Below are 14,187 nucleotides of genomic sequence, written 5' to 3' on the forward strand. Positions count from 1 at the left end.
GGGGGTGCTTTTATGGACGAGCTTGAGGCTTTAGCTTTAGCCCTGGAGGTTGAGAAGGCAGAGATGCGCTTTTATCTCGATCTCGCAAGGCGGACGAAGGACGAGAAAGCTAAGAAGATGTTCCTTTTCCTCGCCAAGGAAGAGGCCGACCACTGGGAACAGTTCGAGGAGAGGTTCCTCGAGCGCGTTGCCGAGGAGTGCAAGTTGCCAGCCGTAAGCGAAGAGCTCCTCGAAAAGCTCCTCGTCAAGGCTGAGGAGATTGAAAGCGAAGTCGATGCCGTGAGGATTGGAATGGAACAGGAAAAGCTCACGTGGGAGTTCTACGAGAGGGCCGCGAAGGAAGCAAGGCACGATTCAGTTAGGAGGCTCTTCGAGGAGCTGGCGAGGATAGAGAAGGCCCACTACGAGCTACTCAAAGCCCAGTACGACGCGGTCATGAAGACGGGCATCTGGATGGACTACCAGGACTTCAGCCTTGAGGTTGATTGACGCTTTCTTTTTAGCAGATTTTAAGGATTTGAAATGAGGTGATACCATGTTGGCCAAATATCCGTTTGAGTTGCCGAAGGATAGGCCGTTGAGCAAAAGGGAAATCGCCCAGGCCCTACGCTGGGCCATCGAGGCCGAGCTTGACGCGATAAGTTTCTATGAGCAGCTGGCGGAGCACATCGAGGATGAAAAGATAAGGCACGTCTTCCTTGATGTAGCAAACGAGGAGAAGGAGCACTTCGGGGAGTTCCTGGCGGTTCTCTTCGCCGTTGACGAGGAGCTCGCGAAGTACATGAAGGAGGGCTTTGAGGAGGTTGAAGAAGAAACTGGGATAAAGGTGGAGCTTTGAGCTTTTTCTTTTTCATCCGGCCACACATCGCTAAGTGATAACTTGCAAGTCTCTGTATTTTCTTGCTGATGATGGCCTATGTTTGAAGTACAAACCAAGAAAAGAAGAGAAGATGAAACTAGGAACTCCACTCGACGAGCTTCCTGACGGCTTCCCTCAGCTTTGCCTCGTCCTCCTCGGTCGGCATCCCCTTGCTCTCTATTGTCGCCACGTGGTCGAACTTGCTCCTCGTTATAAGGGTTTCTATCTTCCTTCCAGCGACGCCACCCCAGCCGTAGGCACCGACGATTAGGACGGGCTTCTCGTAGTTGGCCTTGTCGAGTATCTCGAGGAGGGCGTAGCGTATCGTGGGGTGTATCTCAGCCTCGTAGGTCGAGGCGCCTATTACCAGTGCCTCCGCACTCGGAACCTCGCCGAGAATGTCGCTCACCGCTGGAGCCTCCTTATCGGTGAAGCGGTAAACGACGGGCTTCTTTCCGAGCTTCTTCAGCTCGTCAATAACGATTTTCATTCTCCTCTCGACGAAGCCGTACATCGAGTCGTAGATGACGAGAACTTTGTCCTTCTCCGGGACTCCGGCCCCAACGCGTTCGTAGAACTCGAATATCCTTTTGGGGTTCTTGCACCAGGCCAGGCCGTGTCCTGGGAGAATCATCTTGGCCTCCTCGACTATGCCGAGCTTCTTGAGCTTGTTAATGCTCTGGACGATGTACTTGTGGTAGTGACCGATAACCGTGACGATGTACTTGGTAACGTAGGGCAGGTAGCGCTTTACGACCTCCTCGTCGCTGTCGTCTATCGTCTCTGGAATTGAGTAACCGCCGCCAGCGTCGCAACCGAAGATGATTTTGTCCTCGACGAGGTAGGTTATCATGCTGTCGGGCCAGTGAACCCAGGGAATCGTTATGAAGCGGAAGGTCTTTCCACCGATGCTGAGCTCTTCCCCGTCCTTGACGACCTTGAAGTTCTTGACGGCCTCTTTTCCGTAGAAGCCCTCAACGAGGTTCCTCGCGAAGGCCGTCCCTATGAGCTGGGCCCTGTGGCCGTTTGCTTCAAGGAACGCTGGAAGGGCGCCGCTGTGGTCGGGCTCTGTGTGGTTGAGGATGACGTGGGTTATTTCCTTGGGGTCCACGAGCTTCTTAAGCTCTTCGAGGAAAAGGTCGGTGTAATCGGCCTTCGTCAGGTCAACGAGGACGTTGGCCCCGTCGAGCTTGACGAGGTACGCGTTATAGGTTATCCCCTCGGGGATGTACCAGGCCGCCTCGAAGTACTTAATCTCGTCATCATCGACCCTGATGATGTAAATTTCGGGGTCAGTGCAGAGCTTCTCAACTCTGGTCTTTACCATGACTATCACCGGTTTTAGTTCGGTTTTCCGAATAAAAAGATTTTCACGCGAAAAGAGGGGCTTTGGTTTTCAGAATATCCTTGCACAGACCGAAGAATCCCGAGGCAGTAGAAAACCGCACCCTCGAGAGTCAATCAGCTCCTCTGCGGAATCTTCTTTTCCTCTTCCGGCGGACTGCACTCTGACTTGGGGCACCACCTAGAGCCTCTGCAAAGGCAGGATTGAAGGGCATGGCCCTCACGTCAGGTAGAGTACCGCCAGCGTTAGGACGTAGAGGAGCATCACGCTCCTGAAGACGCTCCAACCAAGCTTTTTGATGTCCTCTATCCTGGCCACGTAGGTGGTGTCCTTCAGGTTTCTCACGAGCCTGACCGTTGGCTCGATGAGGGCTATTGCAAGGTAGGGGTTGTAGAGAACCACAATGAATGCAGGAAGCCACGCCATGAGGGGGTACTTTCGCGGGAACTTCCTGAAGGCAAGCTTCGTCTCGACGTAGGCCGCTCCGATGGCCTCGTAGTAAGCCAGGAGGAACCAGAAGACGAGGACCCTGTCAGTGAAAGGCTTGCCCGCCACGGCCGGAGCGAAGAGGGCCGGGACAGCAGGTAGGAGGTTGCCGAGCGCATACGTTACCGGGTTCTTCCAGCCCTTGGCGCGGGAGAAAGCGAAGTGAAGGGTGAAGAGGACGCCGACGATGGTGAGGGGAATTAGGAGCTCATTAACCGTCCCCCAGTAGAGCGCGGGGAGGAGGTACGCCAGACCGTTGAGTCCCAGCGCGATGGCCATGTCCTTCATCTTCCATGCTCGATAGGAGTCAAAGGCGTAGTCGAAGGTGAAGAACGTTAACAGAGCGACGGCGAGACCGATTAGCCAGCCCCTCAGGTCGGCACCGCTGAGGAGTAAGCCACCAATCATGGCAAGGATTATCGTTCCTCCCGCCCCTGGCTCCCTCGGCACTTTGAAGATTTTCATTTTAACCTTCATAGCAACACCGAGAAGAGTACCGTTATGCGTTTAAAGGCCTTATGGGACAAAAATGGGGAGTAAAAAGCCGAGAAATCAGGCGAAGGTAACGCTCCTGTCCTTCAGCGAGCGGTTGAGCAGGTCGGCGTGTTCAAGGGTGACCTGGTACTCGGCGAGCTTCTCGAGCTTGAGCTCCTCGCCGTCGAGGAGTATCTTGTTGACGTAGACCTTGCCCTCGTCGAAGCCAACGGTGTAGACGAAGAGGTCCTTCTTGCTCAGGTACTCCCTAATCTTCTCGTCCTTGAGGGCCTCGGCAAGACCTCCAGCGGCGAAAATCCTGACGTGGATGACGAAAGCACCGGGAACGTCCTTCTCGGCGAACTGCCTGAGGGTCTCGACGAATACCTCCTTGGTTTCCTCTATCGGAGTCTCACCGCCAAACTGGAGGACGGTGACCTGGGGAGCGAACTCCTTGACGCGCTCCGCAATCTCTGCCTCCTTGCCCTTCTCGGCAAGGAAGTGGTAGGTAACGCCACCGCTGAGGGTTATGAAGGTCGCCTCGGTCGCGGTCGCTATGCTGGAGCAGATTATGTTCCTGCTGGCAACGACGGCAACTTTGTTGAGGCCAAGGTCAGCCAGGACCTTTCCAACGAGCCTTCCTGTCAGGGTCCTAAGGTAAATCTCCTCCTCAAAGGTCGTCTTCGCCATACCATAACCTCCCTACCCACTTATGTGGGTTTGTTCTCGATACTGACCAGTGATGTTCTAAAATATAACCTTTTTGGTTTCCCTAATGAACTTTTAGTAGGCTAATCTAAAACACCTCTAGCGAAACGACGAATTTCCCCGAACTTTTCGGAGAGAAATTGGCATTTTAATTACACAAAGGTGAGTTTTTGGAGAACTGCCAAGGAAATGCCCGAATATCTTCACATATCTTCACTTTGACGGTTCAGTTTAATGGTTCGGTACGCAAACTTATAGGGATCGAAAACTTCAGAACAAGGGGAAAGGCCCGTCAACGGTGCCGTGAGGCTCATCAGGGCCTCTCCAGAACGAGAATAAACGCTATTCTCGGGAAGAGCCAGCGAAGGCTTTTTACTCTAAAGCCCCTCTTCTCAAACTCCCCTCTAAGTTCCTCAGGGGAGGGAAAGGCATCTATCGAGCTGACGAGGTGCTCGTAGGCTTTTCCGTTGCCTGTCGTTAGCTTCCCGATGATGGGAACCACAGTTCTTGTGTATAGCCAGGCCATCTTCCCCAGGAGCGATGGGCTTTTTGAGAACTCAAGGATTAGGAGCTTTCCTCCGGGCTTCAGAACTCGGTGGAGTTCCTTTATTGCCCGCTCCCTGTCGGAGAAGTTCCTTATGCCGAATGCGATGCTAACAACATCGAAACCCTCATCGGGATAGGGCATCTCCTCAGCGGTTCCAACGCTCAGCTTCGCAAAGGGAACCTTCCTCCTCGCTATCCTGAGCATCTCCTCACTGCAGTCGAGGCCGTAGAACTCCCCCGATAAATTTCTTTTTTCAAGGCTCCTCCTCATACAGAGTATCATGTCCCCCGTTCCACATGCAACGTCGAGGATTTTTAACGGCCTTTCTTGAACTTCTATGAACTTTAAAACCTCCTCGCAGGCCTTCCTACGCCAGAGTTTGTCAAGGCCGAGGCTTATCAGCCTGTTGGTCAAGTCGTAGCGCTCCGCGATGCTGTCAAAAAGTTCCTTTACCAAGTTCCTCCCTCCCAAGGACTTTCTTTATCTTCGCGGGTCTTCCTCCTATGAGGTAAACCCTGTCGGCGACCTTGAAGAGCTCCTCGAGCTGGTGCGAGACGACCAGAACACCTTTTCCAGAATTGGCTAATTCCCGAATTATGAAAAGAAGTTCTTCCTTAGAACGCGCGTCGAGGCCAGTAAAAGGTTCATCCAGAATCAGAACGTCGAAGTCCATGAGCAGGGCGCGCAGGATGGAAGCCTTCCTCCTCGTCCCCCCGCTGACCTCCTTTGGGTAGAGGTCGAGGTAGCTCTCCAGGCCGAGCCTCTCGACGTATTCGAGCCTGCACTCCCTACCCCTGAAGCGGGCGGGCAGGCAGACGTTGTCCCTCAGCCTCTTCCACGGCAAAAGGTAGTCCTCCTGATAGAGGACGGATGGGTTCTTTACAAAGACTTCGCCTGAGTCTGGCTCTATGACACCCGCCAAAATCTTCACGAGGGTGCTCTTTCCAGTCCCGTTCGGCCCGATGAGGCCGATCACCTCTCCCGCGCTAACCTCAAGGCTAACCTCGTCGAGTATAAGCTCGTTGAAGGACTTTCTCAGATTTTTCACCAGTACCAGCCTTTCACCCATTCCTCGAGCCTCCTGAGGAGCAACTGGTCGAGGGTTATCATGAGAAGGATTAAGAGCAACGCCCACGCGAAGACTCCAGCTTTGATTCCCAAATCGTAGGAGTAGACGAGCTGGTAGCCGATTCCGCCGGCAGAGCCAAAGGCCTCGGCAACGACGCTTATCCTGAGCGCTATTCCCAGGGCCACTCTGCCTGCCGAAACCATCTCGGGGAGCGTTCCAGGGACGATGAAGTGCCGGTAGAGCTGAAGCTTTGAGGGTTTGAGCAGGACCACCAGCGGGCGGTATTTTTCTATCACCTTTTCGCTTGAGCTCACCCCAGCCGAAAGCAGTGCTGGAAAAGATGCCATCGCGGTAACGAGTATCGTCGCGATTGAACTCGTAACGCCGAAGAGCATTATGAAGACTATCGTCCAGACGAGAACCGAGACGCTCTGGAGGAAGACGTTTAAAGCGTTCAGAAAGTCCCTGAAGGCCCTTGAGTACAGCGCTAAAAGCATCGCGAGGCCCGTCAGGAGGGAAGCGACCAGAAAGCCAGAGAAGCTGTGGTAGAGCGTCAGCAGAAGCGAGGAGAGGATTAGGGAAAGTCCGACCTCGCGGTAGAAGGCCAGAGTCTCCGCTGGGGTTGGGATTAGGGCCGGATACAGGTGGGACAGGACAAGCCACGAGGCCACTGCAAATAGGAAAAGGTAGAGCCAGCCCCTCATGCTCAACCCCTGTAGAAGATGTCGAGGTTCTCGGGGTTCTCCCTGAGGTAACCCCCGAGGTAGGCCAGCTTCCACTCGCTCTTGATACCCCTTATCAGTTCGTCGTTGAGACCCTCGTCGTTGACCTCCGTTCTGCCGTAGAGAACATCAAGCGTTTTGCCCTCAAGGTGGTAGAGCTCTCCGAGGATTTCCTTAGTCTCGGCTGGATTCTCCTTCCAGAACTCGGCGCTCTCAATCTGAGCCTTTATGAAGGCATGGACCAAATCCTTGTGCTTTTCGAGGAAGTCCTCCCTGACGACCCAGACGAGCATTACCGCTGGGCCATTAACTATGCCGCGCTCCCTGGCCTCGTTCCAGAGCTCTGAAAACGTCGCTATTACCGTGTAGTTCTTGACTATCAGCTGGCTCACAATCGGCTCCCAGATTACAACGGCGTCAACGCTTTTGAGCGAGTCCTCAACCGAGCCGGGCGGGACGTTCACGACTGTGTAATCATCTGGAGTAAGGTTATAGAGAACCTTCATGTAGGCCTGGAAGAGCTTGAAGGTTCCCGAGGCGACGACGGCACCGATTTTCTTACCCTTCAGCTCGGCTGGCTTCATCTTCTCCTTCCCGATTATCGCCTGGTTCTGGAGCATGTCAACGCCGATGATTTTAATCTTGACCCCACTCTGGGCAAGCTTAGCGGCCATCTCGGCGGGAATGACCGCGAAGTCCGTCTCGCCCTTTTCGAGGGCCGCTATTATGTCAGGGGTCTTGCCGAGCCTGAGAACCTCGACCTTGAAGCCGTTCTCCCTGTCGAAGCCTTTAGCCTCCATGACGTCGAGAGTGCTGATTCCTCCAAGCAATGTTGCGGCTTTAACGGTGGGAATCTCCGTTCCCGTTGGTTTCGTCGAGTTCGAGCCTATGCAACCCGAAACCACCACAACCAGCCCAATTAGGAGCAACGCCAGGACCTTCCTCATTCAAACCCCTCCCAAAAGCTTGTCCGCTATGGCCGAGAGCGTGAGGATTAGGCCGATTGGAATGTTGAGGTTGAAGGCCTTTGGAACGTTGTCAAGGCTCTTCCAGACGATTAGGTTCTCGTAGAGGATTAGAGCGCTTCCAACGAGCCAGCCAGCCAAGTAAACCCATCCGAGGTCGTAGAGGAACCCAGCAAGGCCAAAGAGGGCTATAGCGAGAAGGTGGAAGGCGAGGGCAATTTTGAGGGCATTCTCTATGCCAAACCTAGCGGGAATGCTCCCGATTCCGTGCTCAGCGTCGAACTCGTAGTCCATTATCGCGTATATCGTGTCAAAGCCCGCCACCCAGAAGAGGACGCCGAAGAAGAACGCCCAGGGAACCCGCGCGAGGACTTCTATGAAAGGAGCGTTTCCTCCAGCTGCTATCGTTCCTCCAGCGACCGCCAGGGCGAGCGTTAATCCGAGGTGGAGATGGGGGAAGCTGTGCTTCCTCTTCGCCCCCGAGTAGCTCATCGCTATTAACCAGGGAATCGGGCTTAGTAAAGCAGTCCAGCGGTTGAGGAGAACCGCCGAAACGAAGTAAACCACTGAGCCAACGACGACGAGCCACCAGGCGTCGCTCACCTTCACCGACCCCTTAATCAGCGGCCTGTTCCACGTCCTCGGGTTCTGGCTGTCTATGTCGAGGTCGGCTATGTTGTTGTAGGCCAGTGCAGCTGTTCTAAGCCCGAGGAGGGCAAGACTCATCAGGATTATCTCGGCCCAGGTAACGTGGAAACCGCTGAGGAACGCCCCGACGTAAGCGTAGGGCAGGCTGAAGAGCGTGTGCTCTATCCTGACGAGCCTCATCAACGCGTGAAACCTGCTCGCTTTACTGACTTCACCGGGGTCGAAGGCCATCTCAACCACCGAGGTACTTTTTGAAGAGGTCTTCAAGCCTTCTGAGGACTTCTGGGTTCTCTTTAACCTCCTCAACGACCCTGCCGTCCATCTCCTCGGGGAACTTTCTGGTCGCATCAATTCCGAGCTTGCTCCCGAGCGGGGGCCTCGGAACGGCCGGGTCGAGCGCATCTGTGTGTGCCTTTGGAATCACCAGAACGTCCCGCTCGGGGTTCACGAAGGAAGCTATTGCCCATATCACCTGGTTTATGTCGTGGGGGTTTATGTCTTCGCTGACAACCACTATGACCTTCGTCAGCGCCATCTGTCCCGTTCCCCAGAGCGCGTTGAGAACCTTTTTTCCGTGCCCGGGGTAGCGCTTCTTTATCGAGACTATCGCGACACCCTGAAAGACGCCATATTCTGGGAAGTTCACATCAACGACCTCGGGCAGGACGACCCTCATCAACGGAAGGAAAATCCTCTCGATAGCCTTTCCGATTACGGCATCTTCCAACGGCGGTTTCCCGACGACGGAGCCGTAGTAAATCGGATTGTCGCGGTAGTAAACCCTCTCGGCGTGGAAAACGGGGTAGAGCTCGTTCCTCTCGCTCGGCTTATCGTAGAAGCCGAAGTGGTCGCCGAAGGGGCCTTCTTCGCTCAGCTCGTCAACCTGAACGTAGCCCTCTATGACGGCTTCAGCGTTTGCTGGAACGAGGACGCCGTTGGGCAGGCGGTAGAGCTCCAAACCCGAACCTCGGACGAAGCCCGCGAAGAGGAGCTTGTCCATAGGATAGGGAACGGGCGAAACGGCGGTGAGGAGAGTTCCAATGTCGGAGCCGATGGCTATCGCGACGGGCATTTTACCGCCGTTTCTCTCGAGGTAGTCCCTCCAGGCCTGACTTCCGCGCTTGTGAACCTGCCAGTGGATTACACCCCTCTCGCCATCGAGGAGCATGACGCGGTAGACGCTGATGGAGTTCACTCCCTTCGGGTCCGAGAAGCAGATGAGCGGGTAGGTGAGGTAGCGCGAACCGTCCTTCGGCCAGGTTTTAAAGGCTGGGACAAAGTTCAGGGGCTCGTCTTCCACCACATTTCTCGTGAACTCGGCTTTCCTCACGAGCTTAGGCAGATAGTTGCCCAGCTCCCTGAGCTTCCCCAGCGACGACAGCTTGTCGGATAATCCAAGGGGCAAACTTTCCATTAGCTTGAGCGGTCTCTCGCCGATTTCCTCAAGCCTTTCAACGCCGAGGGCTTCCCTAACTGTCTCGACGCTCGTGAAGAGGTTTCCCGCTACTCTCCACTCTGGATGGCCCTTAACGCGCTCGAAGAGAACGGCTCCAGCCTTATCGTACATCACTCTCCTCAGAAACGCGGGAATCTCAAGCTCGGGCGAGAGTTCTTCCTCAACCCTAATCAGCTCGTTTCTCGCCTCAAGCCATTCCAGATAGTCGCGCATGTCTCTCATGGGAGCACCTCCGGGAGAACCCTCACAATCTCTCCAGCCTTAGACTTTATTTAACTTAACCTCCTTAGAATTGCTCCCCGTTCATTTTGACACTTGAAAAAAGGAAAAGAAAACTCAGTAGTAGCCCTCGGCCTCGGTGACCTTCCCGCCGAACATCTTGTAGACGTAGAGGGTGTAGGCCATGATGATTACCGCCAGGATTACTGAGACTCCGAGGACGGCCTTGAGGGTCAGCGGTGACGCCGCGAGGTCGTGTATGCTGAGCTTGAAGTTCGGGTCGGTGGTCGAGATGACCCAGTAGGGGTACATGCTGTAGTAAACGAGGAACACCACGAGCGGGAAGGCCAGCCAGCTTATGTAGAACGCCAGCCTCTCCTCGCCCTTCTTGATGAGGTGGCCGTCGAGCAGTCCAGCCACGAGGATTACCAGCGTCAGTCCAAGGCCAAGTGGAGTCATGAGCCTCTCGAACCTCAGCGGGGCCCAGATTTTCATGCCGATTACAGTCAGGAGCAGTAAGACCACCGTCAGGAGCCAGAACTTGAAGGCGTAGCCCCTGAGCTCCTCCTGAAGCTTTCCGGTGGTCTTGTAGACGCCCCAGTTGGCACCGTGCCATATTGTGGCGAAGAGTATGAAGAGACCGACGATGAGCGGGTATGGCCTGAAGAGCGTAAGCAGTGAGCCGTGGAAGCCATTGGCGTCTATGGGAATTCCCATGACGAGGTTGCCGACGACGACTCCGACAACGAGCGGTATCAGCGCGCTGACGAGGGCGAAGAGCTTGTCCCAGAGTTCCTTGTTCTTGTTCCTGAACTCGAAGCCGACGGCTCTGAATATCAGGAGGAACGCCAGGAGCCATATTGCGAGGTAGAAGGTGCTGAAGAGCGTTGCGTACAGGGCGGGCCACATGGCGAAGAGCCCCGCTCCCCAGGTGATGAACCAGACCTCGTTGCCGTCCCAGACAGGGCCGATGGTGTTGATGAGGATGTCCCTGTCCTTCTGGTTCTTGATGAGGGCAAGCAGTGCACCTATACCGAGGTCAAAGCCATCAAAGGCCAGGTACATTCCGAGGAGGAAGGCGGAAAAGTAAAACCAGGCAGTCGCGTAGTCCATCACTGACCACCTCCCGCGACGCTAACGGCAGGGGTCGGCTTCGCGGTGACGTCACCCTCAACGGGCTCGGGACCCTCCCTGATGAGCTTCCTGACGAAGTGGAGCCAGATGTAGAACAGCACGCTGTAGACCACGACGAAGCCTATGAGGGTTATCAGCACGTGGGTCGCCGAGACGTTCGGTGAAACTCCCGTGTTGGTTGTTACCATGCCCCAGACCATCCAGGGCATCCTACCGACCTCGTGGGTGAACCAGCCGGCCTCACTGGCGAGCCAGGGGAGCGGGACGGTAACGACCAGCACCTTTAGGAACCACCTGGCGTCGTAGAGCTTGCCGAGCAGGAGGAGGAGCACTCCAATGAGTCCTATCAGTATGAAGAGCGTTCCGAGGCCTATCATGACGCGGTAGGCGTAGAACATGAAGGCCACCGGCAGGGCTTCCTCAAGAACCTTGACCATCTGCTCGTTGGCGTCCGGGGCGTTGGGGTCAACGCCGTGAGCCTTCATGAGGGTCTCGATGAACTCCTTCCTGTCCTTCTCGCTGGCGAAGTTCGGGTTGTTGAGAACCTGCTCGTACCAGACGTATCTGGCCGCGTCGTGGAGTCCCATAACTTCGGCGTTCCAGTCACCGAACGAGAGCCAGCTGAGGAGCTTTGGAATCCCTATGGCGGCTTTAACCTCCTGGTTCTTCTCGTCAACTATTCCAAATATTATCATGGGTGCACCCTTCTCTGTCTTGAAGAGTCCCTCGTCGGCGGCGAGCTTGGTCGGCTGGTACTTGGCGATGACCTGGCCCTCCGCGTGGCCCGTTGGGTAGAGCTGTATTACCGCGCTTATCGCGAGGACGACCACACCTATTGCAACTGCCGAGCGGGCGACCTGGACGTGCCTCTTCTTGAGGAGGTAGTAGGCACCGACGGCTGCGACTATGTAGGCCCCGGTGAGTATGGCGGAGTTGATTGTGTGGGTGTACTGGCTCACAAGGAGCGGGTTGAAGACCGCCCCCATGAAGTCGGTGAGCTCGGCCCTGCCGTTCTGGATTATGTAGCCTGTTGGGGTCTGCTGCCAGCTGTTTGCGATGAGAATCCACAGGCCAGAGAGGCTCGAACCGATGAACACGAAGAACGATGAAATCCATGTTATCGCCCTCGGAAGCCTGTCCATGCCGAAGAGAAGCACGCCGAGGAACGTTGACTCCAGCGCGAAGGCGAAGAGACCCTCGAGCATCAGTGGAGGACCGAAGATCGAGCCGACGAACACTGAGTACTGCGACCAGTTCGCTCCGAACTCGAACTCCATGACTATTCCCGTCGGGACACCGAGGACGAAGAATATCCCAAGCCACTTGCTGAAGAACTTCGCCGCCTTGTGCCACTGCTTCTCGTTGGTTATGGCCGCCATGGTCCAGAGCAGGAAGACCATGAAGGCCATTCCTATGCTCGCGGGCACGAAAATCCAGTGGTAGCCCGCGGTCAGGGCGAACTGTATTCTCGACAGCAGTATCGGGTCCATAACCGCTCACCTCAGTTTATCCTTCAAACTAAATTTACCGATACTCAAACTTATAATGTTTTCGGAACCTATACTAAGGGTGGTCATCACACAGATGAAAATTTTGGAAAAAGAAAGCTAAACTTTTGCCTTCGGACTGTTGGCGGAGGGCATCCCGTGCCTGTGGAAGACCCAGATCATGTAGCCTATTCCGAAGAGCATCCCCGGCACTACCCAGACAACGTTGTGGAGCAGAAACGCTATCAGTACGAAAGCCAGTGCAAGTACTATTGCTACAAGACCCGCAACGACCTCTCGATTAGTCTCGATCTGCGCGGACATACGACCACCTCAAACTGTATTTAGAACAATTTATTCTTATATCTCTTTCGGACGAGTCTTTTTCCGAACTCAAACGGTGCGATAATCGAAAGAGTTATATACTCATTCGGACAAACATCAAAGTAGGAGTACTGGAGGTGCGGGTATGGCCAAGGTGTTGGTTCTCGGAGGGGGCACCGCGGGTCTCATTGCGGCGCGCTACCTTAAAGCTGAGGCTGACAGGCTGAAGCTCGACGTTGACGTGACGATGGTGACCGCGAGCGAGAGGCACTACATGCCACCACTCTTCATGGAGGTCGCGCTCGGCTCGGCAGAGGCTCACGAAACCTGGGCTCCGATAAAGAACGCCGAGAAGGTCTACGGTTTCAGGGTTGACATCGATAGAGTAACTAAGATTGACCTCGATAACAGACAGGTAAAGACCGAGGGAGGAAAGGTTTACGACTACGACTACCTCTTCCTCGGCCTCGGCGTCAAGTACGCCTGGGACAAGTACAAAGGCCTTGCCGAGCACGGCTACCACAACTACACCCTTGAAGGCGCACTCGAGCTGAGAAAGGCTCTCTACGGGTTCAAAGGAAAGAGGATAGTCATCTACGCCCCCGAAGTGCCCTACAGGTGCGGCATTTATCCCTACGAGATGGGGCTCGCGCTCAGGGCCTACTTCGAGGCCAAGGGACTCAACGACGTTGAGATAAAGGTCGTTCATCCCGGTGACGGTCCCGCGAGGAGCCTCGGCCCGACCGTGAGCAGGTTCTTCGAGAAGGAGTTCGAGAAAGCCGGAGTGGAGTTCATCCACCACGACGGGCACGAGAGAATAACCGAGGGCAAACTTGTAACCAAAAACCTCGAGCTCGACTACGACCTACTCATCAAGGTCCCGCCCATAGCGATTCCCGACGTCATGGCCTTCATGGCCGATAGCCAAGACCCGCGCTGGGCCAAGGTTAAGGGTCCTGACTTCCGCTACCCCGGCTACGATGATGTTTACGTCGTCAGCGAGGCGAGCATGCCACCCTTAGGGCTCTTAACGGCTGGTGTCCCGCTCCACAACGCGGCGGTAGTTTCTGCAACGAGCATACTCCACCAGGTGCATGGAGGCTATCCGATAGCCGAATTTGTCCCGACGATGTGCCTCGGCGTGGGTTATCACACGGGCTTCACGGCCAACTGCGAGTATAGGTGGACGGGGAGCAAGTACGAGAGAACCTGCTACCTGCTCTTCAAGAGCCCCCTCATAAAGGAGATGAAGGCCTCCTTCTACAGGGGCTGGCTTGACAGTTTGAGGCTGTGAGGTGAGGAAGATGAGCGAGCTCAAGCTTACCCCCGAAGAGGTTGCCGCCGTTAGGGAACTTGTCGAGGTTGCCGTAGCTCTGAAGAAGGGCGGAACCCTCGGACTGCTCAAGTCCTTCACCGAGAACGGCGACAGGTTACTCGAAACAATCTCCGAAGAGAAGGCCCTTTTGAGGCTCGCCGCGATAGGAAATTCAGCCCTCGAACCGGTCAGGGAAATTGAGGCAGAGAAGGTAAACGACATCAGCATGAACGTTGAGGAACTTGTCAACGCCCTTCTCAGGGCCCTCGCAGAGACAAACCCGAAGGAGGTTCCAAAGGTCGGGATGACGGGAGCGATTGGCTACCTCCGCGACGAGGACGTTCAGAAGGGCCTCGGCTTCCTATTGACCCTTGCGAAGAACCTCGGTAGGGTTTTGAACGAGAAGTGATTCTTTCCCTTCTTTTTGGA

The 14,187-nt window shown here is 55.1% G+C and carries 16 protein-coding genes; 4 read left to right on the top strand and 12 right to left on the bottom strand.

Annotated features, from left to right (window positions below; genetic code table 11):
* Positions 1 to 12 precede the first annotated feature (12 nt).
* On the top strand, positions 13 to 489 hold the full coding sequence (locus TGAM_RS06190; protein ID WP_015858835.1) for a ferritin-like domain-containing protein: 477 nt from the start codon (positions 13 to 15) through the stop codon (positions 487 to 489).
* Between the two features lie 46 nt (positions 490 to 535).
* A complete protein-coding gene (locus TGAM_RS06195; RefSeq protein ID WP_015858836.1) occupies positions 536 to 838 on the top strand; it encodes a ferritin family protein in 303 nt (100 codons plus the stop codon).
* 118 nt (positions 839 to 956) lie between these two features.
* Here the strand turns inward: TGAM_RS06195 and TGAM_RS06200 are convergent, their stop codons facing one another.
* The 12 genes from TGAM_RS06200 to TGAM_RS06255 all read right to left on the bottom strand — a co-directional run bounded on the left by TGAM_RS06200 (position 957) and on the right by TGAM_RS06255 (position 12,443).
* Entirely contained in the window at positions 957 to 2,186 is a 1,230-nt protein-coding gene (locus tag TGAM_RS06200; protein WP_015858837.1) for an FprA family A-type flavoprotein, read from the bottom strand.
* A gap of 237 nt (positions 2,187 to 2,423) precedes the next feature.
* Complete coding sequence (locus TGAM_RS06205) at positions 2,424 to 3,167, bottom strand: hypothetical protein (protein WP_015858838.1); 744 nt, start codon at positions 3,165 to 3,167, stop codon at positions 2,424 to 2,426.
* A gap of 75 nt (positions 3,168 to 3,242) precedes the next feature.
* The gene (locus TGAM_RS06210; RefSeq protein WP_015858839.1) at positions 3,243 to 3,854 is read right to left on the bottom strand and encodes a hypothetical protein; all 612 of its coding nucleotides are present in this window, start codon (positions 3,852 to 3,854) and stop codon (positions 3,243 to 3,245) included.
* A 331-nt stretch (positions 3,855 to 4,185) separates the two neighbouring features.
* Positions 4,186 to 4,875, bottom strand: coding sequence for a bifunctional demethylmenaquinone methyltransferase/2-methoxy-6-polyprenyl-1,4-benzoquinol methylase UbiE (gene ubiE / locus TGAM_RS06215; protein WP_148206274.1), 690 nt, complete (start codon positions 4,873 to 4,875; stop codon positions 4,186 to 4,188).
* Entirely contained in the window at positions 4,856 to 5,488 is a 633-nt protein-coding gene (locus tag TGAM_RS06220; RefSeq protein ID WP_048811211.1) for an ATP-binding cassette domain-containing protein, read from the bottom strand. The genes ubiE and TGAM_RS06220 overlap by 20 nt, the downstream gene beginning before the upstream one ends.
* Positions 5,464 to 6,192 carry an ABC transporter permease gene (locus TGAM_RS06225; protein ID WP_148206275.1) on the bottom strand — a complete coding sequence of 243 codons (729 nt, stop codon included), beginning with the start codon at positions 6,190 to 6,192 and terminating at the stop codon, positions 5,464 to 5,466. Before TGAM_RS06225 ends, TGAM_RS06220 begins: the two co-directional genes overlap by 25 nt.
* A 2-nt stretch (positions 6,193 to 6,194) precedes the next feature.
* Positions 6,195 to 7,157, bottom strand: coding sequence for an ABC transporter substrate-binding protein (locus tag TGAM_RS06230; protein ID WP_015858843.1), 963 nt, complete (start codon positions 7,155 to 7,157; stop codon positions 6,195 to 6,197).
* On the bottom strand, positions 7,158 to 8,054 hold the full coding sequence (locus TGAM_RS06235) for a 4-hydroxybenzoate octaprenyltransferase (protein ID WP_015858844.1): 897 nt from the start codon (positions 8,052 to 8,054) through the stop codon (positions 7,158 to 7,160).
* 1 nt (position 8,055) lies between these two features.
* On the bottom strand, positions 8,056 to 9,501 hold the full coding sequence (locus TGAM_RS06240; RefSeq protein WP_015858845.1) for a UbiD family decarboxylase: 1,446 nt from the start codon (positions 9,499 to 9,501) through the stop codon (positions 8,056 to 8,058).
* Between the two features lie 114 nt (positions 9,502 to 9,615).
* On the bottom strand, positions 9,616 to 10,611 hold the full coding sequence (gene cydB, locus TGAM_RS06245; RefSeq protein WP_015858846.1) for a cytochrome d ubiquinol oxidase subunit II: 996 nt from the start codon (positions 10,609 to 10,611) through the stop codon (positions 9,616 to 9,618).
* Complete coding sequence (locus TGAM_RS06250) at positions 10,611 to 12,122, bottom strand: cytochrome ubiquinol oxidase subunit I (RefSeq protein ID WP_015858847.1); 1,512 nt, start codon at positions 12,120 to 12,122, stop codon at positions 10,611 to 10,613. Before TGAM_RS06250 ends, cydB begins: the two co-directional genes overlap by 1 nt.
* Before the next feature lie 117 nt (positions 12,123 to 12,239).
* On the bottom strand, positions 12,240 to 12,443 hold the full coding sequence (locus TGAM_RS06255) for a hypothetical protein (RefSeq protein WP_015858848.1): 204 nt from the start codon (positions 12,441 to 12,443) through the stop codon (positions 12,240 to 12,242).
* Between the two features lie 145 nt (positions 12,444 to 12,588).
* Between TGAM_RS06255 and TGAM_RS06260 the strand changes: the two genes are divergently transcribed.
* Positions 12,589 to 13,737, top strand: coding sequence for an NAD(P)/FAD-dependent oxidoreductase (locus tag TGAM_RS06260; RefSeq protein ID WP_015858849.1), 1,149 nt, complete (start codon positions 12,589 to 12,591; stop codon positions 13,735 to 13,737).
* A 10-nt stretch (positions 13,738 to 13,747) separates the two neighbouring features.
* Positions 13,748 to 14,167 (top strand): DUF1641 domain-containing protein, encoded by a 420-nt coding sequence (locus TGAM_RS06265; RefSeq protein WP_015858850.1) that lies wholly within the window; start codon positions 13,748 to 13,750, stop codon positions 14,165 to 14,167.
* The last annotated feature ends 20 nt before the right edge of the window (positions 14,168 to 14,187 follow it).

This window comes from Thermococcus gammatolerans EJ3, from assembly GCF_000022365.1.
Taxonomy (GTDB): Archaea; Methanobacteriota_B; Thermococci; order Thermococcales; family Thermococcaceae; genus Thermococcus; species Thermococcus gammatolerans.

Excerpts from the sequence above, each read along its gene's own strand:
- TGAM_RS06190 (WP_015858835.1), top strand. The coding sequence starts at position 13 with ATGGACGAGCTTGAGGCTTTAGCTTTAGCCCTGGAGGTTGAGAAGGCA.
- TGAM_RS06195 (WP_015858836.1), top strand. The coding sequence starts at position 536 with ATGTTGGCCAAATATCCGTTTGAGTTGCCGAAGGATAGGCCGTTGAGC.
- TGAM_RS06200 (WP_015858837.1), bottom strand. The coding sequence starts at position 2,186 with ATGGTAAAGACCAGAGTTGAGAAGCTCTGCACTGACCCCGAAATTTAC.
- TGAM_RS06205 (WP_015858838.1), bottom strand. The coding sequence starts at position 3,167 with ATGAAGGTTAAAATGAAAATCTTCAAAGTGCCGAGGGAGCCAGGGGCG.
- TGAM_RS06210 (WP_015858839.1), bottom strand. The coding sequence starts at position 3,854 with ATGGCGAAGACGACCTTTGAGGAGGAGATTTACCTTAGGACCCTGACA.
- TGAM_RS06220 (WP_048811211.1), bottom strand. The coding sequence starts at position 5,488 with ATGGGTGAAAGGCTGGTACTGGTGAAAAATCTGAGAAAGTCCTTCAAC.
- TGAM_RS06225 (WP_148206275.1), bottom strand. The coding sequence starts at position 6,192 with ATGAGGGGCTGGCTCTACCTTTTCCTATTTGCAGTGGCCTCGTGGCTT.
- TGAM_RS06230 (WP_015858843.1), bottom strand. The coding sequence starts at position 7,157 with ATGAGGAAGGTCCTGGCGTTGCTCCTAATTGGGCTGGTTGTGGTGGTT.
- TGAM_RS06235 (WP_015858844.1), bottom strand. The coding sequence starts at position 8,054 with ATGGCCTTCGACCCCGGTGAAGTCAGTAAAGCGAGCAGGTTTCACGCG.
- TGAM_RS06240 (WP_015858845.1), bottom strand. The coding sequence starts at position 9,501 with ATGAGAGACATGCGCGACTATCTGGAATGGCTTGAGGCGAGAAACGAG.
- cydB (WP_015858846.1), bottom strand. The coding sequence starts at position 10,611 with ATGGACTACGCGACTGCCTGGTTTTACTTTTCCGCCTTCCTCCTCGGA.
- TGAM_RS06250 (WP_015858847.1), bottom strand. The coding sequence starts at position 12,122 with ATGGACCCGATACTGCTGTCGAGAATACAGTTCGCCCTGACCGCGGGC.
- TGAM_RS06255 (WP_015858848.1), bottom strand. The coding sequence starts at position 12,443 with ATGTCCGCGCAGATCGAGACTAATCGAGAGGTCGTTGCGGGTCTTGTA.
- TGAM_RS06260 (WP_015858849.1), top strand. The coding sequence starts at position 12,589 with ATGGCCAAGGTGTTGGTTCTCGGAGGGGGCACCGCGGGTCTCATTGCG.
- TGAM_RS06265 (WP_015858850.1), top strand. The coding sequence starts at position 13,748 with ATGAGCGAGCTCAAGCTTACCCCCGAAGAGGTTGCCGCCGTTAGGGAA.